The organism is Azohydromonas aeria (assembly GCF_009760915.1).
In the GTDB taxonomy this organism is placed as follows: Bacteria; Pseudomonadota; Gammaproteobacteria; order Burkholderiales; family Burkholderiaceae_C; genus Azohydromonas; species Azohydromonas aeria.
The window spans coordinates 68,210-86,118 of record NZ_VIDQ01000002.1 but is presented as its reverse complement, the minus strand read 5'-3'; the positions used below and the strand labels follow the sequence as shown (position 1 = coordinate 86,118).

The 17,909-nt window shown below is 66.7% G+C and carries 18 protein-coding genes and 1 pseudogene; 15 read left to right on the top strand and 4 right to left on the bottom strand.

Translation table 11 applies throughout. The features are described 5' to 3' along the window. The first annotated feature begins 1 nt into the window (after nt 1). Together alr and FJ694_RS02195 are read left to right on the top strand one after the other, a co-directional pair. A complete protein-coding gene (gene alr, locus FJ694_RS02200; RefSeq protein ID WP_157264011.1) occupies nt 2–1,123 on the top strand; it encodes an alanine racemase in 1,122 nt (373 codons plus the stop codon). A 9-nt stretch (nt 1,124–1,132) separates the two neighbouring features. After that, the gene (locus FJ694_RS02195; protein WP_157264009.1) at nt 1,133–2,446 is read left to right on the top strand and encodes a D-amino acid dehydrogenase; all 1,314 of its coding nucleotides are present in this window, start codon (nt 1,133–1,135) and stop codon (nt 2,444–2,446) included. 105 nt (nt 2,447–2,551) lie between these two features. Here the strand turns inward: FJ694_RS02195 and FJ694_RS02190 are convergent, their stop codons facing one another. Continuing rightward, on the bottom strand, nt 2,552–3,268 hold the full coding sequence (locus FJ694_RS02190; RefSeq protein ID WP_157264007.1) for a GntR family transcriptional regulator: 717 nt from the start codon (nt 3,266–3,268) through the stop codon (nt 2,552–2,554). Between the two features lie 209 nt (nt 3,269–3,477). Here FJ694_RS02190 and FJ694_RS02185 point away from each other — a divergent pair, with 209 nt between their 5' ends. The 11 genes from FJ694_RS02185 to FJ694_RS02135 all read left to right on the top strand — a co-directional run bounded on the left by FJ694_RS02185 (nt 3,478) and on the right by FJ694_RS02135 (nt 13,711). Continuing rightward, nucleotides 3,478–4,317 carry a substrate-binding periplasmic protein gene (locus FJ694_RS02185; protein ID WP_157264005.1) on the top strand — a complete coding sequence of 280 codons (840 nt, stop codon included), beginning with the start codon at nt 3,478–3,480 and terminating at the stop codon, nt 4,315–4,317. A 40-nt stretch (nt 4,318–4,357) separates the two neighbouring features. Next, on the top strand, nt 4,358–5,230 hold the full coding sequence (locus FJ694_RS02180) for an amino acid ABC transporter ATP-binding protein (RefSeq protein WP_232539860.1): 873 nt from the start codon (nt 4,358–4,360) through the stop codon (nt 5,228–5,230). A 10-nt stretch (nt 5,231–5,240) separates the two neighbouring features. Continuing rightward, nucleotides 5,241–5,909: an amino acid ABC transporter permease gene (locus tag FJ694_RS02175; protein WP_157264003.1), complete on the top strand. Its 669-nt coding sequence runs from the start codon at nt 5,241–5,243 to the stop codon at nt 5,907–5,909. Between the two features lie 12 nt (nt 5,910–5,921). Continuing rightward, nucleotides 5,922–6,587 carry an amino acid ABC transporter permease gene (locus FJ694_RS02170; protein ID WP_157264001.1) on the top strand — a complete coding sequence of 222 codons (666 nt, stop codon included), beginning with the start codon at nt 5,922–5,924 and terminating at the stop codon, nt 6,585–6,587. Between the two features lie 53 nt (nt 6,588–6,640). After that, nucleotides 6,641–7,516 carry a dihydrodipicolinate synthase family protein gene (locus tag FJ694_RS02165; RefSeq protein ID WP_157263999.1) on the top strand — a complete coding sequence of 292 codons (876 nt, stop codon included), beginning with the start codon at nt 6,641–6,643 and terminating at the stop codon, nt 7,514–7,516. Between the two features lie 6 nt (nt 7,517–7,522). Next, nucleotides 7,523–8,782, top strand: coding sequence for an NAD(P)/FAD-dependent oxidoreductase (locus tag FJ694_RS02160; RefSeq protein WP_157263997.1), 1,260 nt, complete (start codon nt 7,523–7,525; stop codon nt 8,780–8,782). A 90-nt stretch (nt 8,783–8,872) separates the two neighbouring features. Continuing rightward, complete coding sequence (locus FJ694_RS02155) at nt 8,873–10,348, top strand: aldehyde dehydrogenase family protein (protein WP_157263995.1); 1,476 nt, start codon at nt 8,873–8,875, stop codon at nt 10,346–10,348. A gap of 14 nt (nt 10,349–10,362) precedes the next feature. After that, nucleotides 10,363–11,409 (top strand): proline racemase family protein, encoded by a 1,047-nt coding sequence (locus tag FJ694_RS02150; RefSeq protein WP_198320689.1) that lies wholly within the window; start codon nt 10,363–10,365, stop codon nt 11,407–11,409. A 5-nt stretch (nt 11,410–11,414) separates the two neighbouring features. Then, nucleotides 11,415–12,182, top strand: coding sequence for an SDR family NAD(P)-dependent oxidoreductase (locus tag FJ694_RS02145; protein ID WP_157263991.1), 768 nt, complete (start codon nt 11,415–11,417; stop codon nt 12,180–12,182). A 42-nt stretch (nt 12,183–12,224) separates the two neighbouring features. After that, complete coding sequence (locus FJ694_RS02140; RefSeq protein WP_157263989.1) at nt 12,225–12,980, top strand: SDR family NAD(P)-dependent oxidoreductase; 756 nt, start codon at nt 12,225–12,227, stop codon at nt 12,978–12,980. A 26-nt stretch (nt 12,981–13,006) separates the two neighbouring features. Further along, a complete protein-coding gene (locus FJ694_RS02135) occupies nt 13,007–13,711 on the top strand; it encodes an SDR family oxidoreductase (RefSeq protein WP_157263987.1) in 705 nt (234 codons plus the stop codon). 361 nt (nt 13,712–14,072) lie between these two features. Here the strand turns inward: FJ694_RS02135 and FJ694_RS02130 are convergent, their stop codons facing one another. The 3 genes and pseudogenes from FJ694_RS02130 to FJ694_RS02120 form a co-directional block, all read right to left on the bottom strand. Beyond that, nucleotides 14,073–15,551, bottom strand: a complete 1,479-nt coding sequence (locus FJ694_RS02130) for an alpha/beta hydrolase domain-containing protein (protein WP_157263985.1) — start codon at nt 15,549–15,551, stop codon at nt 14,073–14,075. Between the two features lie 470 nt (nt 15,552–16,021). After that, entirely contained in the window at nt 16,022–16,153 is a 132-nt protein-coding gene (locus tag FJ694_RS02125; protein ID WP_259373143.1) for a transposase, read from the bottom strand. 226 nt (nt 16,154–16,379) lie between these two features. Beyond that, nucleotides 16,380–16,599 (bottom strand): annotated as a pseudogene (locus tag FJ694_RS02120) (NAD(P)(+) transhydrogenase (Re/Si-specific) subunit beta); the annotation flags it as partial. Between FJ694_RS02120 and FJ694_RS36625 the strand changes: the two are divergent. Further along, nucleotides 16,567–16,707, top strand: a complete 141-nt coding sequence (locus FJ694_RS36625; RefSeq protein WP_198320704.1) for a hypothetical protein — start codon at nt 16,567–16,569, stop codon at nt 16,705–16,707. The pseudogene FJ694_RS02120 and the gene FJ694_RS36625 overlap by 33 nt on opposite strands. 125 nt (nt 16,708–16,832) lie before the next feature. Further along, a complete protein-coding gene (locus FJ694_RS02115) occupies nt 16,833–17,801 on the top strand; it encodes a GntR family transcriptional regulator (RefSeq protein WP_157263981.1) in 969 nt (322 codons plus the stop codon). Nucleotides 17,802–17,909: the final 108 nt, after the last annotated feature.

Below are 17,909 nucleotides of genomic sequence, written 5' to 3'. Positions count from 1 at the left end.
GATGGCGGCCTCCTTGCGCTCCGCGGCGGTCCTGACCATCGATCTCGACGCCATCGTCGCGAACTGGCTGGAGCTGGCCCGGCGCGTGGCGCCGGGGGCCTGCGCCGCCGTGGTCAAGGCCGACGCCTACGGCCTGGGCGCGGCCCAGGTGGCCGCGGCCCTTTACCGGGCCGGATGCCGCTTCTTCTTCGTGGCGTTGATGGAGGAGGGCATCGCGCTGCGCCCGGTGCTGCCGGCCGACGCCGTCATCCACGTGCTGCACGGCCCGCTGCCCGGCACCGAGCTCGACTGCGTCGAGCATGGGTTGATTCCCGTGCTCAATGCGCCGGACCAGGTCCAGCGCTACCGCGCGCTGGCGCAGCGCCTGGACCGCGTGCTGCCCGCGGCGCTGCAGTTCGACACCGGCATGGCCCGGATGGGGCTGCAGGAACGCGAGCTGGAGCAGCTCGCCGCGCAACGGGACGGATGGCAGGGCATCGACGTGCGCCTGGCCATGAGCCACCTGGTCAGCGCGGAGGAGCCCGACAACCCGCTCAATGCCTTGCAGCTGCAGCGCTTCGAGCGGCTGCGCGCACTGCTGCCCGCCTGCCCGGCCAGCCTGGCCAACTCGTCGGGCATCTTCCTGGGCGGGGCGTACCACTTCAATCTCGCCCGGCCAGGTGCGGCGCTGTACGGGGTGGCCCCAGTCCCGGGCCGGGCCCATCCCCTTCGCAGCGTGATCCGGCTGCAAGCCCGGCTGCTGCAAGTGCGCGACGTGGGCGAAGGCGAGGGCGTCGGCTACAACCATACGTGGCAGGCAGCACGACCCAGCCGCATCGCCACCGTGTCCGTCGGCTATGCCGACGGCTACCTGCGCAGCCTGAGCAACCGCGCCACGCTGCGATTCCGGGGCCACGACCTGCCCCTCGTCGGCCGCGTGTCCATGGACACCGTCACCGTCGACGTCTCGCGCGTGCCGGCCAACGCGCTGCAGCCCGGGACCTTCTTCGATCTCATCGACGAAGTCCAGGACATCAACGCGCTGGCCGCCCAGGCGGGCACCAACGCCTACGAGATCCTGACCCAGCTTGGCCATCGCTACGAGCGCCGCCACCTCGGCAGCAGTGCCGGCAACCTCGCCTGAACGACCAGCATGAAAGTCCTCATCCTTGGCAGCGGTGTCATCGGCACCTCGACGGCCTACTACCTCGCCCGCGCCGGCCACGACGTGACGGTCCTGGACCGCCGCGACGCGGCGGCGATGGAGACCAGCTTCGGCAATGCCGGCCAAGTGTCGCCCGGCTACGCCTCGCCCTGGGCCGCGCCCGGCGTTCCGCTCAAGGCCTTGAAGTGGATGCTGCAGGCGCACGCGCCGCTGGCCATCGGCCTGGACGGCTCGTGGGCCCAGCTGCGCTGGATGGCACAGATGCTGCGCAACTGCAGCGCCGACCGTTATGCCGTTAACAAGGCGCGCATGGTGCGGCTGGCTGAGTACAGCCGCGACTGCCTGCAGCAGCTGCGCAATGACACCGGTATCGCCTACGAGGGTCGCCAGGGCGGCACGCTGCAGGTGTTCCGCACGCAGGCGCAGCTCGACGGCGTGGCCAAGGACGTCGCGGTGCTGCGCGAGGCCGGCGTGCCCTTCGAGATGCTGAGCGCTGCCGAGCTGGCGCGGGCGGAACCGGCGCTGGCCGCCTCATCGCACCTGCTCACCGGCGGCCTGCGCCTGCCCAACGACGAGACGGGCGACTGCCACATCTTCACAACGCGCATGGCCGCGCTGGCCAGCACCATGGGCGTCAAGTTCCGCTACGGCGTGGACGTTGAAGGCCTGAAGATCGAAGGCGGCCAGGTCGCCGGCGTCTACCAGAACGGCAGGCTGCTGCGGGCGGACGCCTACGTGGTGGCCCTGGGTTCGTTCTCGACCGCGCTGCTCAAGGACGTGGTTCACATCCCGGTCTATCCGGTCAAGGGCTACTCGATCACCGTGCCGATCACGGACGCGCAGCGCGCCCCGGTATCCACAGTGCTCGACGAGACTTACAAGGTCGCGATCACGCGCTTCGATGAGCGCATCCGTGTCGGCGGCATGGCCGAGCTGCGCGGCTTCGACATGTCGCTGCGCGAGCGCCGCCGGCAGACGCTGGAGCTGTGCCTGACGGACCTGTTCCCCGGTGGCGGCGACACCGCCAAGGCCAGCTTCTGGACCGGGCTGCGTCCCATGACGCCGGATGGCACGCCGATCGTGGGTGCCACGCCGCTGCGCAACCTCTACCTCAACACCGGGCACGGCACGCTGGGCTGGACCATGGCGTGCGGGTCGGGCCGGGCGCTGGCGGACCTGATGTCAGGACGCAGGCCGGAAATCCAGATCGACGACCTGGGCGTGCAACGCTATGACGCGCCGTCTTGGGCGGCAGCGTCCGCTGGCGGATGGCGGGCTGCGCCGTCCAGCGGCCGTGCGTGACGGCCGATCCTGGTCAATGCGCTCCCGGGTCCAGTGGCCTCGGGAGCCCGATGTCACCCCAGGCAAAACGGCCGAGATGCGCCCTTGCCATGATGGCGCCGAGAGCTACGCCGCCATGCTCAGGCCCAGCTTGACGTTGTCCGTGTAGTTCTCCCGCAGAAAGTCAAAGAAGCTGTCACGGAACTGCCGGGTGTGGGCATGCGCGAGCTCGTCGGCCCGGGCCACGTCGCGCGCCCGGATGGCTTCGAGCATGTCGCCGTGCTCGTCAGTGAGCAGGTAGCCCTCGTTGGTGCGCTCCAGGTAGTCGAAGTGCAGGTGCATCATGCGCCGCCCCTGGTCCAGCAGCCGCTCGTAGAAGCCGGCCAGGTACGGGTTGCGCCCGGCGTTCGCGATGGCCATGTGGAAGTCCTTGTTGGCCGCCGACATGGTCAGGTGGTTGCCGGTCTTGATCGACGCCTCGAAGCGCTTTTGCTGGCGCGCGATGATCTTCAAGTCCTCTTCCGTGCGGCACTCGGCGGCCAGGCGCGCGTTCATGCGCTGCGCGATGTCGAGCGCGTCGATGTACTTCGGAAACGTCGCGATTTCCAGCGGCGCCACGATGGTGCTGCGGTTGGGCAGCGTCACCACCAGCTCCTCTCCCGCCAGCCGGATCAGCGCCTCGCGCACCGGCGAGCGCGACATGTCAAAGCGCTCGGCCAGCGTCGTCTCGTCGAGCAGCTGCCCGGGCTGCAGCTCCAGCGACAGGATCTCCGAGCGCAGGGCGTCGTAGACGCTCCTCCAGCCCGAGCCCTTGGCGCGCTTGCCTTCTTCTTCCTGGTTCATGGGTTTTTTTTCCTGTTTGGGGTTGCGGTGCGTTTCGACCATAGCAGCTCAATTTCCTGTCGACAACGTGTCTTTTCCTATTGCCTTGCCGACAACGTGACGACATACTGAAATTGTCGTCACAGTGCCGACACAGCGATTGAAAGTTCCCGTCGCGACCCGCGCCGCAAGAGGCGCACGGCGACGCCAGCCCGTCAAGGAGAGAGAACATGAAGTCCCCGAAACTCACCATTCGCGCCACCCGGCTTCTGGCCGCCGCGGCGCTTGGCACGGTGGCCGTGGCGGCCACGGCGCAGCAGCCCGGCCCGGGCTACTGGCAGCAGGTGCAGAAGAACGGCGTGCTGCGCTGCGGCGCGGCGGTGGCGCCGCCCTACGTCATGCGCGACCCGGCCACGGGCGAGTACAGCGGCTTCTTTGCCGACCTGTGCCGGCAGTTCGCCGACACGCTCAAGGTCAAGGCGCAGTTCGTCGACACCAACTGGGACAACCTCGTCACGGGGCTGCAGTCGGGCAAGTGGGACATGTCGATGGCCCTGAACCGCACGCCGGCACGGGCCATGGCCGTGAATTTCTCCATCCCGGCCATGCAGTACCAGATCTCGCTGGCCTACAACAAGAGCAATCCCAAGCTGGCGGGCAACCCGCGCAGCATCGCCGACATCGACAAGCCCGAAATCACCCTGGCCGTCATGTCGGGTACGGCCCAGGACAAGGCGCTGTCCGCGGCCGTCAAGAAGGCCAAGGTGCTGCGCCTGCCCAGCGCGGACGAGACGCGGCTGGCCGTCATCTCCAAGCGCGCCGACCTGGTGGTCGATGCGTCGGACACCAACCTGCTGTTCACGCAGTCCAACGCCGACTGGGCGGTGGCCTTCAACCCGGTGCCGGCCCTGGCGTCGCAAGGCGTGGCCTTCGGGCTGCCGCTGCAGCTGTCGGCCGCCGACGTGGCGGTGGTGAACATCTTCCTGGAAGAAAAGGTGGCTACCGGCGAGGTCGAGGCACTCATTCGCAAGGCATCCGACCAGGTTCTGAAGGTCGCCGCGAAGAAGTAAGCCCCTCACTTCAGGCAAACAACCGGGAACTCACATGGTCATGAATTCGATGCTCGCGGCAGCCCGCGCGCTGGCACCGCGCCAGTGGCTCACGCCCGAGGCCTCGGCCTCCGCTTCGACGTCCAAGGAGACAAGCGTGACATCTGGCTCGACACAGCCGCTCGTCAAGGTCGCTGGCCTGCACAAGAGCTACAGCCCGCAGGTCCAGGTGCTCAAGGGCCTGGACATCGAGATGAAGCCCGGTGAGCGCCTGGTCGTCATCGGGCCCAGCGGCGGGGGCAAAAGCACGCTGCTGCGCGTGATGATGGGCCTGGAGCAGATCGACAAGGGCTCTGTCACCTTCGACGGCAAGCCCTACATCTCGGCCGACGGCGGCGGCAAGACGCGCATCGACACCAATGTGCGCCGCGAGATCGGCATGGTGTTCCAGCACTACACGCTCTTTCCCCACCTCAACATCGTCCAGAACCTGATCCTGGCACCGTGCAAGGTGCGCGGCGAGTCGAAGCAGGTGGCCACCGAGCGGGCGGAGGGGCTGCTGGCGCGCTTCGGCCTGGCCGCCAAGGCCAAGGCCTACCCGAGCCAGCTTTCGGGTGGCCAGAAGCAGCGCGTGGCCATCGCGCGCGCGCTCATGCTGGAGCCCAAGCTGATGCTGTTCGACGAGGTCACGTCCGCGCTCGACCCGGAGCTGGTGGCCGAGGTGGAACAGGTGATCATGCAACTGGCCGGCCAGAGCCTGCCCATGATGATCGTGACCCACGACATGTGGTTCGCCAAGAACATCGCCTCGCGCGTGGTGTTCTGCGCCGGCGGCGTGGTGGTGGAGGACGGCCCGCCCGAGCAGGTGCTGGGCTCGCCCAAGCATGAGCGCACGCGCGAGTTCATCGACCGCGTCTTCCACATCAAGCAGTGAGGAGCCGGGCATGGACTACAGCTTCGACTTCCACGCCATCAGCCAGCACGGCGCGCCGCTGCTCAAGGGGCTGGTGACCACGGTGCAGCTCACGCTCGCGGCCAACGTCGTCGGCCTAACGCTGGGCTTCGGCATCGCGCTGCTGCTGCTGAGCCGCTGGGCCGCGCTGCGCACGCCGGCCATGCTCTTCGTCGAGTTCTTCCGCTGCACGCCGGCCATCGTGCAGGTGATCTGGATCTTCTACTGCGTGCCGATCCTCTTCGACGTGTACTTCGACGCGCTGACCATGGGCGTGCTGGCGCTGGGCCTGAACCTGGCCGCGTTCAACGCCGAGGCCTACCGGGCAGCGATCCAGACCGTGCCGCGCGAGCAGCTCGATGCCGGCATCGCGCTGGGGCTCAACCCGCTGCAGCGCATCCTGCACATCGTGCTGCCCTCGGCCGTGCGCACCTCGATTCCCGTGCTCATCACCAACGGCATCGGCACCTTCCAGCAAAGCGCGCTGGTGGCGCTGGTGGCCGTCGAGGACCTGATGTACGTCGGCAAGTCGCTCGCCACCGAGACGTACCGGCCGATCGAGACCTTCACCGTGATCGCGCTCGTCTACTTCGCCGTCTCGTTCCCCGTGTCGCAGCTGGTCGAGTACTTGCAGCGGCGCCGCGGCCCGGTGGCGCACTGAAAGGCCCAAGCCATGAACATCGATTTCTCGGTCGTGCTCGGCTTCAAGGAGGCCCTGCTGCAGGGCCTGCTGATGACGCTCAAGCTCACGCTGATCTGCATCGTCCTGGGCTGCGCCCTGGGCTTCCTCGTGGGCCTGGCGCGCGGCTCCGGCAGCCGGCTCGTGCGCGGCGCCATCAGCCTCTACGTCGAGTTCTTCCGCGGTACGCCCGTGATCGTGCAGCTGTTCTGGATCTTCTTCTGCCTGCCGCTGGTGCTGGGCGTGGAGCTGTCGAACCTGGCCTCCGCGGTGATCGCGCTGACGCTCTACATGGGCGCCATCACGAGCGAGACCTTCCGCTCCTCGCTCAAGAGCGTGGGCCGCGAGCAGTACGACGCCTGCATCGCGCTGGGCCTGCCCCGGCACACGCAGATCACCCGCGTGGTGCTGCCCCAGGCGGTGCTGCGCGCCGTGCCGACGCTGCTGTCCAACTGCGTGAGCCTGTTCAAGGAAAGCGCGCTGGTCTCGGCGGTGGGCATGGCCGACCTGATGTTCATCGGCCAGAACATCTCCAACAACACCGCGCGGCCCATCGAGGTGCTGACCGCCGTCGCGCTCCTGTACTTCGTCATTGCGTTTCCCCTGACCCGGGCCGTGACCACCGTCGAACGACGCGTGCTCGCCAAGCTCGCGGCCTGACTCAACGGCTTCGCAGCCTCAACCTTTCCTCACCCACCCCACTGGAGATCACCATGAAAATGACCGGTGTCATGCCCGCCCTCGTCACCCCCTTCGATGCCAAGGGCAAGATCGACTTCAATGCCTACGAGAAGCTGCTGACCAAGCTGCGTGCCGACGGCGTCAAGGGCTGGGTGCCTTGCGGCTCCACGGGCGAGTACAACGCCCTGACGGCCGACGAGCGCGCCGCCGTGCTGAAGTTCGTCGCCGACTTCGCCAACAAGGACGAGCTGCTGATTGCCGGCACCAACGCCGGCTCGACCTGGGAAGTCATCCAGCACACCGAGCGCGCCCGCGAGCTCGGCTACAAGACCGTGCTGCTGTCGGCACCCTTCTACGCCACGCCGGCGGTGGACGAGCTGATCCAGCACTACCAGGCGGTGCTGGACGCGGTGGACGTCGAGATCGTGCTCTACAACTACCCGCCCAAGGTCGGCGTGGAAGTGGGGCTGGACGTGCTCGACGCCTTCAAGGACGAGCCGCGCGTGATCGGCATCAAGGAGTCCAGCGGCAACCTGCTGCGCGCCATCGACATCCGCAGCCGCTACGGCGACCGCTACCAGCTCACCAACGGCTCCGACGACCAGACGCTGGACTTCTTCCTGTGGGGCGCCACGTCCTGGATCTGCGGCCCGGCCAACTGCATGGCCAAGGCCTGCGTGGACCTGGTCAACACCATCGAGCGTGGCGACTGGCTGGCCGCGCGGGACAAGATGCAGGTGATCTACGGCGCCATGTCGAGCCTGGAGAGCGGCAAGTTCGTGCAGAAGGTCAAGTACGGCTGCGAGCTTGCGGGCACGCCCGTGGGCGTGGGCCGCGCGCCGCTGCAGCCGCTGACCGACGCGGAGAAGGCTGCGTTCCGCAAGGCCATGGAGCCGGTGCTCGGCTAAGAAGAAATGGCGCTGAACACCCTTGCATCAGCGCCGACCGTCGTGGTCGGCGCCGGCATCATCGGCGCCGCGGTGGCTTTCGAGCTGCAGCGGCGCGGCCAGCAGATCGTCCTGGTGGACCGGGACGAGCCCGGCCGCGGTGCCTCCTTCGGCAACATGGCCAGCATCGCGGTGACGGAGTTCCTGCCGTCGTCGCGGCCGTCGATCTGGTCGCAGATCCCGCGCTGGATGCTTGATCCGCAGGGGCCGGTTCGATTGCGCCCGTCGTACCTGCCGCGCCTGACGCCCTGGTTCCTGCGCTTCATGGCCGCAGGGCGGCCCTCGCGCGTGCGCGAGCTGGAATCGGCCGGCGCGGCGCTGTGCAAGCGGGTGTACGACGACCTGATGCCGATGCTCTCGGCCATCGGCGCCACCGACATGCTCAGCACCGAGGGGTGCCTGAGCCTCTATGCCGACGACGCCGAACTGGCCGCGGACCGCGAGCACCTCGAGGTCATCGAGCGCTTCGGCATCGCCCACCAGGTGCTCGATGCCGACGCGCTGCGCGCGCTGGAGCCGGGCATCAGCCGGGACATCCGGCACGCCGTGCTGTTTCCGGAGAACCGCACGGTGCGCGACCCCTACCGGCTCGTGCTGGCGCTGGTGCAGCGCTTTTGCGAGCTGGGCGGCCAGCTCGCCTCGGGCAACGTCATGGGCTTCGAGCGCTCCGAGGGGCGCATCACGGCGCTGCGCCTGGACGGCGGGCGGCGCATCCCGGCCGCAACGCTCGTCCTGTGCGCCGGCGCCTACACGGGGCGCCTGTCGAAGCTGCTCGACGAGGCCATTCCGATGGAGACCGAGCGCGGCTACCACACGCAGATCATGGTGCCGGGCACGTCGCTGCGGCACTCGCTGATCTGGCCCGCGCGGGCTTTCATGGTGAGCCCGACCGCCGGCGGCATCCGCGTGGGCGGCACGGTGGAGATGGCCGGGCTGGACGCCCCGCCCGACTACCGCCGTGCCAAGGTCCTGGTGGAGCGGGCCAAGCAGGCACTGCCCGGGCTGGAGGCGCGCGAAGCCACCGAGTGGATGGGGCACCGGCCGGCGCTACCCGACACCGTGCCGGTCATGGGCCCGTCGGCAAAGACGCGCGGCGTGTTCTATGCCGCAGGGCATGGGCACCTGGGCCTCACGTACTCCGCCACGACGGCGCGGCTGATGGCCGACCTGATCACGGGCGCCCGGCCACCGATCGACATGCGGCCGTACCGGGTTAGCCGGTTCTGACCGTCAGCAAGTTTCTGTTCCTTCGGCCGCAGCGGTGGACGCCAGGTCCACCGCCGGCATGAGATCTAAAGCACCTCTGGAGCATTCGCCATGCGCACACAGCTTTTCATCAACGGCCAATGGGCCGATCCTGTGCGGAAGGGAACCTTCCCGGTCGTCAACCCGGCTACGGAAACCGTCATCCACCATGCGCCAGCCGGCACGGCCGAGGACATCGACGCGGCGGTGAAGGCGGCACGGGCTGCCTTCGATGACGGCCCCTGGCCGCGCATGAAGGGTGCTGAGCGGGCGAAGTACCTGCGGGCCATGGCGAAGGCCATCCGCTCGCGCCAGGACGAGCTGGCGCGGCTGGAGGTCGCGGACAACGGCAAGCCCCTGCCCGAAGCCAGCTGGGACATCGGCGATGCCGCGGGCTGCTTCGACTACTACGCGGGCCTGGCCGAAGCGCTGGACCAGCAGCCGGAAGAAGCGATCGCGCTGCCCGACGACCGCTTCACGTCCAAGGCGGTGCGCGAGCCGCTGGGCGTGGCCGGCGCCATCGTGCCCTGGAACTACCCGCTGCTGATGGCATCGTGGAAGGTCGCCCCGGCACTGGCTGCGGGCTGCACCATGGTGCTCAAGCCCTCCGAGCTGACGCCGCTGACCGCGCTGGAGCTGGGTGCCATCGCGCAGCAGGTCGAGCTGCCGCCCGGCGTGCTCAACATCGTCACCGGCACCGGGCCGGACGCCGGCGCGCCGCTGAGCAGCCATCCGAGCGTGGACAAGCTGGCCTTCACGGGCTCCGTGCCCACCGGCTCGAAGATCATGGCGGCCGCCGCGCGCGACATCAAGAAGGTGAGCCTTGAGCTCGGCGGCAAGTCGCCCTTCATCGTCTTCGACGACGCCGACGTGGCCCAGGCCGTCGAGTGGATCATGTTCGGCATCTTCTGGAACCAGGGCCAGGTGTGCTCGGCGACCTCGCGCGTGCTGGTGCAGGACGGGCTGTACGACAAGCTGCTGGAGCGCCTGGTGCAGGAAGCCCGCCGCATCAAGATCGGCAACGGCCTGGACGACGGCACGCTGCTCGGACCGCTGGTCTCCAAGGGCCAGTTCGACAAGGTGCTGTCCGCCGTAAGCCAGGCGCAGGAGGAGGGCGCCACGGTGGCCACGGGCGGGCGGGCCGCCGGCGGGTTTGCGGCCGGCTACTTCATGGAACCCACGGTGCTGGTGGACGTGCCGCTGGACAGCGCGGCCTGGAACGAGGAGATCTTCGGCCCGGTGGTGTGCGTGCGGCGCTTCAGCGACGAAGGCGAGGCCGTGCGCCTGGCCAACGACAGCATCTTCGGCCTGGGTGCTGCGGTCATGTCCACGGACAGCGAGCGAGCGGAGCGCGTGGCCGCGGCGCTGCGCGCGGGCATCGTCTGGATCAACTGCTCGCAGCCCACGTTCACGGAAGCGCCCTGGGGCGGCTACAAGCAGTCCGGCATCGGCCGCGAGCTGGGCCACTGGGGCCTGGACAACTACCTGGAAACCAAGCAGATCACACGCTACGTCAGCGACGCGCCCTGGGGCTGGTACATCAAGTGAGAGGCGGACCGAACATGAAGTGGGACCGCTCTATCCAGCTGGCCCTGGTGCACTGCCAGGGTGAGATCGGCAAGGTCGTGCTCGCCGGAGCACCGGAGATTCCGGGTGCGACGATGGCCGACAAGATGAACCACATCAACCAGGTCGATGATGGCTTTCGCCGTTTCGTCACCTCGGAGCCGCGCGCCGGCGTGGCGATGTCGGTGAATCTGCTGGTCGAGCCGACGCGGCCGGACGCCGATGCCGGCTTCATCGTGCTGCAGGCCGACCGGGCGCACCCGATGTCGGGCAGCAACTGCATCTGCGTCGTGACGGCCCTGCTGGAGACGGGCAGGGTGCCGATGGTGGAGCCGCAGACCGTGGTGCGCCTGGACACGCCCGCCGGGCTGATCACGGCTACCGCACGCTGCGAGGGCGGGCGCTGCCTGTCAGTGAGCCTGGACAACGTGCCAGCCTTCGTCGAGGCGCTGGACCGAATCGTGGACACGCCGCGTTGGGGACCGATCCGGGTCGACGTGGCGTTCGGCGGCGTGTACTACGCCATCGTCGATGTCGAACAGGTCGGCCTTGCCATCGACCCACGCCATGCGCGCGAGCTGGCCGAGGCCGGCATCGAGCTCAAGGCGCTGCTGGCGCGGCAGGTGAGCGTGCAGCACCCAGAAGTCCCGGGCATCGATGAGATCGCCTACGTGATGTTCCGCGGCCGCGAGGCCGATGGCGCGGTGCGCACCTGCACGACGCTGCAGCCCGGGCGCGTGGACCGCTCGCCGTGCGGCACCGGCAGCTCGGCCAACCTGGCGGTGCTGCATGCTCGCGGCGAGGTGAAGGTGGGTGATGCGCGGCGCTCGCGCTCCATCATCGGCGGCGAATTCACGGCCGAGGCGATTGGCGAGACCACCGTGGCCGGCCGCCCAGCCGTGCTGCCGCGCATCACCGGCCGGGGCTGGATTTACGGAATGGAGGAGCTGCGGCTGGATGCGGACGATCCGTTCCCGGCCGGCTTCGCACTGTCGGACACCTGGGGGCCCCAGGTCGGCGAACTGAACGGAACCAGGGAGTGACCACCATGAGCGACAACCACCAGACGCTCGTGGGCCGAGCCATCCTCGTCACCGGCGCATCGGGCGGCATTGGCGCCGCCATCGCCGAACGCCTGGCGCACGAAGGCGCAACGCCGATCATCCACTACAGCCGCGACGAACGCTCCGCCCACGCGCTGCTGGAGCGCATCGGCGGCAAGGGCCACCTCGTGCAAGCCGACCTCTCGACGACGGATGGCCCCACTGCGCTGTGGAACCGGGCCGTGGCAGCGGCCGGCCGTGTCTACGGCCTCGTCAACAACGCCGGCATCCGCACCGAGTGTCCAATTGATGCCTCGGTCGAGGCTTGGCACGCCGCCTGGACTTCGGAGCTGCAGGTGAACTTCCTTGCGGCGGCCGATCTGTGCAAGGCCGCCATCCTGCACTTCCGCGGGTACAAGGAAGGCCGCATCGTCAACATGTCCAGCCGCGCCGGGCAACGCGGCTACGCGGCCGAGGCGCTGCCCTATGGCGCCACCAAGGCGGCGCTGATCAACCTGACGAAATCCATCGCGCGCAGCTTCGGCAAGGATGGCATTACGGCGGTGGCGCTGGCACCGGGATGGGTGCGTACCGACATGGCCAAGGACTTCGTGGCTCGTCACGGCGAGGCTGCCGCGGTCGGGGACATCCCGATCGGCTCGATGGCCGAGCCCGCGGAGATCGCGGAGTTGGTGGCCTTCGTGCTGCGGCCCTCGCAGCGTTCGCTCAACGGCGCCACGCTCGACGTGAACGGCGGCAGCTACATCCGCTGACCCGGCAATTCGATCCAGTTCAACACTCGGCAGGAAACAAGCATGAAGCGTTTCGAAAACAAGGTGGCCCTGGTGACGGGCGCCGGCGGCGGCATTGGCTCGGCCATTTGCCAGCGCCTGGCCCAGGAAGGCGCGCGCGTCGTCGTCACCGACGTGAACATGGACGCCGCGCGCACGGTGGCGGCGCAAATCGCGGCGCAGGGCGGCGCGGCTGTTGCCGTCGTGGCCGACATCGCCCAGGGCAAGGCCTGCGCCGAGCTGATCGCCGGCGTCGTCGCCGAGCATGGTCGCATCGACGTGTTGGTCAACAACGCAGGCATCAACCGTCGCGGCAACCTGCTGGCCATCAGCGAGGACGACTGGCACGCCTGCTTTGCCGTCAACGTGGACGCGATGTTCCACCTGTGCCGGGCAGCGCTGCCGCACATGATTGCGGCCGGCGGCGGGGCCATCGTCAACACCGCGTCGCAGTGGGGCCTGTACCCGGCACCCAACCACATCGCCTACAACGTGACCAAGGCCGCGGTCGCCTCGTTCACCCAAAACCTGGCGCGCGACTACGCGCCGCACAAGGTCCGCGTCAACGCCGTGTGCCCGGGCGAGATTCACACGCCGATGCTGGAAGCCGGCGTGAAGCGAGCCGGACGCACCATCGCGGACCTTGACAAGCTGGTGCCTTTCGGGCGCATCGGCAAGCCCGAAGAGGTGGCGGCGCTCGTGGCCTTCCTGGCTTCCGACGAGGCGCCGTTCATGTGCGGCTCGCTGGTCGAGATCACCGGCGCTCAGGCTGTGGCATGACGCTGTAACTCATGTGGAGAAATTCGATGTCCGTTGAAAAAGTTGCTCTCATCACGGCCGGCGGGTCCGGCATGGGCGCCGCTGCTGCGAAACGGCTGGCTCAGGACGGCTACCGAATTGCCGTGCTGTCCTCCTCCGGCAAGGGTGAGGCACTCGCCCAAGAACTCCGTGGCATCGGCGTTACCGGCTCGAACCAGTCCAACGATGACGTGAAGCGGCTGGTCGATCTGGCGATGGAACGGTGGGGGCGAATCGACGCGCTGGTCAATTCCGCCGGTCACGGCCCGCGCGCGCCGATCCTCGACATCACCGACGACGACTGGCAAAAGGGCATGGAGGTCTATTTCCTGAGTGCCGTGCGGCCGACACGACTGGTCGCGCCCATCATGGCGGCACAAGGAGGCGGGGCGATTGTCAACATCTCCACGGCCTGGGCGTTCGAGCCTTCCGAGATGTTCCCGACTTCGGCAGTGTTTCGAGCGGGGTTGGCAAGTTTCACGAAGATTTTCGCTGATACCTATGCGGCCAAGAACGTCCGCATGAACAACGTCCTGCCTGGCTGGATTGACAGCCTACCTGCTACCGAGGCGAGACGCGACAGCGTGCCGATGAAGCGCTATGGGAGTGCCGTTGAAATTGCTGACACCATCTCTTTCCTGGTATCGGATGGTGCAGGCTACATCACTGGCCAGAATATCCGGGTTGATGGCGGCCTCACCCGCACCGTTTGATCGGCTTGCACGCAGAAAATTTCCGTGCAAGGGGTGCATGAGCGGAGATATACCTCTTGGAAACGGTTTTTCCTCCAATTTGTACGGCACGCTCATCCAGACCCATGTTAAGCACAAGAGCACTCGGCGCAAGTACGGCAGTGACAATGACCGGCCAGCCTGAGAATTGGCGCGACTGGAAAATCAGCGATGACACGTATGAATAAAAGACCGATCCGGACTGAATGACGTCTCGGCAGGTTAAATTGCTCGCTAAGGGCCTTCTTGAACTGCTTTAAATCACACATGGCGATAACAAGCATCTCATGGCCGCCGGCTCGCGACGGCCACGAGAACAGTCAGCCGACGTGCTGCAAATCGCTCAGCGGATCGACACCGCTCGACCGGTGCCTACGTTCGAACTGGCAGCACGGCGGATGATTTCATCCCCGTCATCCTTCAGGACAAACCCATCCTGCACGTTTTTCTTGACCGCAGCCGTCACAGCTCGCACGTAAGCGTCCTTGCTGCGATAGAGCTGCGACAGCTTTGCGTCACTGAACGGGATGTGCATGCCGTAGTTGTTCGGACATCCGGGCGTCATGCCCGTCTGGTCGCCACGATTGGTAGCGGTCGGTACCTCCACTTCTGCCTGACGAATACCGCCGTACGACAGTCCGTTGCCATCCCGCGGGATCACAGCAGGATTCACCGAGGTCATCAGGATCGGCTCGGCACGGGGAGGTTCGATGCCCTTCAAAACCCAACGCGACAAATGGTGGTACCCCGAGTTGAGCACGTAGCGCAAGGGTACGTGGCTGGCTGGTTCCGGCTCGCAGGTGAGACTCGGCGGCGTCAGCTTGTCCCGCACGGCCAACCCCTGACGATATTGAACCCACCAATAGTCCACGTGGGCTGCGCCGGCGATCTCCCACTCGCGCAGTGTCGGCGAATCTGGCTGCCGAGTTGCTCCCAGCCCATAGAGCATCAGTTCCGTTTCACTGATGATTCTCATCATCGGCGTACTGACGTCCGTACGGAACGGTCCGCCAAATACCTGAACCAGGAAACCATCCACCAACTGATGCATTGGCTGGATGCTGTTGTAGTACGACGTGAGCCGACCGGCCGATTGGGACTGCCCCACTGCGAGTACAGCCTTGGGCTTCAGGTTGCCCAGGATCTGATTATTGCCCGGTGCCTTGATTGCCTTGATTACCTGCGAGTAGATGTCGTAGGACAGCGAATCGTCGGTGATCGCACCGCCCGCTGTCACGTCCAAACTGCCGTACCGTTTGGGGCTCCAGTCCTTCAGTCCGGTGCTGGGCTGATGGATCCCGACACGCTGGGCATCCACTCGCACGAACGCATAGCCTTCTCTGGTCAAGTATTCCTTGGAATAGTGCCAGTGAAGATCGATGCCATATCCCGACGTGACGTTGGCCCACTCGACTAACACGATACCGTTAAATTTCTGCCCTTCCACCGGGCGCCGCACGACGACGCGGGTCTTGTACGGGTGCCCGGACGACACTGCAACGGCATTTGCCATGGATGGCGTTTCGTAGCGCGTAGCGGTTCCCTGGACGAAGAACTCTTCCTCTACATATCCGGCTGCAGCAAGATCAAACTGCGGCTCCGAGGCGAAGAACGGGTAGTCGCGGCTGAGACCAGCGCCCGGCGTTGCATTCACGGAGACAGGTCCGATGACCTGGGGAGTGGAAACTGCGTTGCCGGCACTGGTGATGTACTGACCGCCAAGCCCAGCCTGCACCGGGTGCAGAACCATGGTGGCGCCGATAAGCGCCGCAACGGCGGCAGACTTCAGTATGCGCGGATGCATGGCTGGTTTCAGGCTCATTTGCTTTGTCTCCGATTTGGAATGACTCCTAACAGGCGCATTCCGTTGATATGTCATCTGGCGAACATTCGACTGTTGAATGTGACGTCCAGTCCGTAATCCGGTTTTCTCCGGCAACGGCATGTTGACGTGCATTAAGCAGTGCCCGCAAATGAATATTTTTCAAAGCATGTTGAAAATACGTCAACATTCGCGAGGAGCACACCGTCCTTGGTTTTCTTGCCAAGTTGCTCGCACACGCAAATGAATTTTCTCCGGGATGGATTATTTCAAAGGACCCACGTCAATACCCGGAGCAAGGGGTTGAGTATGGGCGTACTGCTTGACCGTGATGCAAGTGCCTTGAGAGGAGGACCGACAAGCCCTTTCGTTTGGATCCATTTCAACTTCAACTTGGAAGTGAACCAACATTCCAAGGCTTCGCTTGGACCAAACACGTCGAGCATCGTGTTCAAGTCCGGCCAGTGCGATCACCACGTGCTTTCGACGTCTTGCAGGGTGTCGAAGATGCGGTTGTGGAAGTGCTTCTCGCGCAGCCCGTCCCATAGCGGCTCCACGGGGTTGAGTTCAGGCGAGTACGGCGGCAGCAGCACGGGGCGCACGTTGGGCGGCCACCGCAGTGCGGCTTGGTGGTGCCAGAGTGTCGCGACTACGGACAGTCGCCATGCGCACCACCGTCCCGAAAGATGTTGAGAATGGCTAGCCGATCTGAGCGTCCCGGTGCGCGAGCGGTACCCCGCCTCAGCACTTAAGGGCTCCAAACTCAGAGCACAAAGCAGCCGAGCGACTGCTTGACACAGTTCCTCTGCAAGTGGCAGCGCAACAACGCTACTCCACGGCCTTGACCATGTCCTCGACCACCTTCCTGGCGTCGCCGAACACCATCATGGTCTTGTCCATGTAGAACAGCTCGTTGTCCAGGCCGACGTAGCGCGGCCATTCTTCGCTTGTTCAAGATCACGGTCTTGGCCTTGGAGGCCTCCAGGATCGGCAGGCCGTAGATCGGGCTGCCCTTTTGGAAGGCAGCCGGCGCTGCCACGCGCTGGGCGTGCGCTGCGTGCGGATGCGGCCCAACGTGATGCAGGGCGTGCGCCGGTGGGGCGAGGACTGGGACCCGGTGTGGAGCGTGCTGCAGGCGCTGGCGAACGCGGCTTGAGCCGCAACTGCTGCCCGGAGCGGGGCCCGTCACGCTGCCGGCGTGGATTGCACTGCGCATAGATAAAATGCGGCCGGTATGGAGCCACCGGCCTGCCGCCGCAGGCCTGCTAACCCGGACAGGCCATGAACGACTCTTCCTCTTCCACGCCGCCCGGTGGCATCGTCCCGGTGGTGGCCGGCCGCGTGCTGGAGCTGCTGACCTCCGGCAACTGTGCCGTTGGCGACCGCATCACCGAGCAGTCGCTGGCCGACGCGCTGGGCGTCTCGCGCTCGCCGGTGCGCAAGGCGCTGCAGTACCTGCAGACGCTCGGGGCGCTGAGCTCCAGCCCGAATCGCGGCTTCCAGGTGGCGCAGGACGCGGCCCAGCTGCGCGCCATCCGCATCAGCGACGACGAGTCCGACGAGGCGATCTACATGCGCATCGTGCAGGACCGGCTCGACGAGGCCATCGACGAGGAAGTGTCCGAGGCCGAGCTGATGGAGCGCCACGGCCTGACGCGGCTGCAGGTGCAGCGCGTGCTCAACCGCATGGCGCGCGAGGGCCTGGCCGAGCGCAAGCCGGGCCGCGGCTGGCTGTTCCGCGCCGTGCTCAACACCGTGGATTCGCACCGCGAAAGCTACCGCTTCCGCATGATCATCGAGCCTGCCGCCATCCTGGAGCCGACCTTCCGGGTGGACCGCGCGCTGTTCGACAAGGTGCGCCAGCAGCAGCAGGCGCTGCTCGACGGTGGCATCGAGCGCTGGAGCGCGGCCGAGCGCTTCCGCGCCGGCGCCGAATTCCACGAGGCCATCGTGGCCTGCGCCCACAACCGCTTCCTGCTCGACGCGCTGCACAACGTGAACCGGCAGCGCCGCGTCATCGAGTACCACTGCCAGACCAATTCCGCGCCGGACCGCGAGCGCATGCGCCGTCAGTGCGACGAGCACCTGGCGCTGCTGGACCTGCTCGAAGCCGGCGAGCGCATGGAGGCCGCGCACCGGCTGCGCCAGCACCTCGACGTGGTGCGCGCCATCAAGACCGACGACAAGGCGGCCGCCGCGTCGCCGCAGGCGTCCCGCGCCGGCGAGCTGGCCGTGGAGATCCACCTCTAGCGCCCGCGCGCCGGGCCGGCCCGGCCCCGGGGTACGTGGAACTGCGGATCCGATTGTTTGTATTAACTATTGATCTGGTGCAATCCAGTCCGTACACTTCGGGGCATG

Bases quoted from the DNA above. Each gene is read 5' to 3' on its own strand.
- FJ694_RS02160 (WP_157263997.1), top strand. From the start codon at position 7,523: ATGGCGCTGAACACCCTTGCATCAGCGCCGACCGTCGTGGTCGGCGCC.
- FJ694_RS02180 (WP_232539860.1), top strand. From the start codon at position 4,358: ATGAATTCGATGCTCGCGGCAGCCCGCGCGCTGGCACCGCGCCAGTGG.
- FJ694_RS02145 (WP_157263991.1), top strand. From the start codon at position 11,415: ATGAGCGACAACCACCAGACGCTCGTGGGCCGAGCCATCCTCGTCACC.
- FJ694_RS02190 (WP_157264007.1), bottom strand. From the start codon at position 3,268: ATGAACCAGGAAGAAGAAGGCAAGCGCGCCAAGGGCTCGGGCTGGAGG.
- FJ694_RS02170 (WP_157264001.1), top strand. From the start codon at position 5,922: ATGAACATCGATTTCTCGGTCGTGCTCGGCTTCAAGGAGGCCCTGCTG.
- FJ694_RS02150 (WP_198320689.1), top strand. From the start codon at position 10,363: ATGAAGTGGGACCGCTCTATCCAGCTGGCCCTGGTGCACTGCCAGGGT.
- alr (WP_157264011.1), top strand. From the start codon at position 2: ATGGCGGCCTCCTTGCGCTCCGCGGCGGTCCTGACCATCGATCTCGAC.
- FJ694_RS02175 (WP_157264003.1), top strand. From the start codon at position 5,241: ATGGACTACAGCTTCGACTTCCACGCCATCAGCCAGCACGGCGCGCCG.
- FJ694_RS02155 (WP_157263995.1), top strand. From the start codon at position 8,873: ATGCGCACACAGCTTTTCATCAACGGCCAATGGGCCGATCCTGTGCGG.
- FJ694_RS02195 (WP_157264009.1), top strand. From the start codon at position 1,133: ATGAAAGTCCTCATCCTTGGCAGCGGTGTCATCGGCACCTCGACGGCC.
- FJ694_RS02185 (WP_157264005.1), top strand. From the start codon at position 3,478: ATGAAGTCCCCGAAACTCACCATTCGCGCCACCCGGCTTCTGGCCGCC.
- FJ694_RS02135 (WP_157263987.1), top strand. From the start codon at position 13,007: ATGTCCGTTGAAAAAGTTGCTCTCATCACGGCCGGCGGGTCCGGCATG.
- FJ694_RS02165 (WP_157263999.1), top strand. From the start codon at position 6,641: ATGAAAATGACCGGTGTCATGCCCGCCCTCGTCACCCCCTTCGATGCC.
- FJ694_RS02115 (WP_157263981.1), top strand. From the start codon at position 16,833: ATGAACGACTCTTCCTCTTCCACGCCGCCCGGTGGCATCGTCCCGGTG.
- FJ694_RS02130 (WP_157263985.1), bottom strand. From the start codon at position 15,551: ATGAGCCTGAAACCAGCCATGCATCCGCGCATACTGAAGTCTGCCGCC.
- FJ694_RS02140 (WP_157263989.1), top strand. From the start codon at position 12,225: ATGAAGCGTTTCGAAAACAAGGTGGCCCTGGTGACGGGCGCCGGCGGC.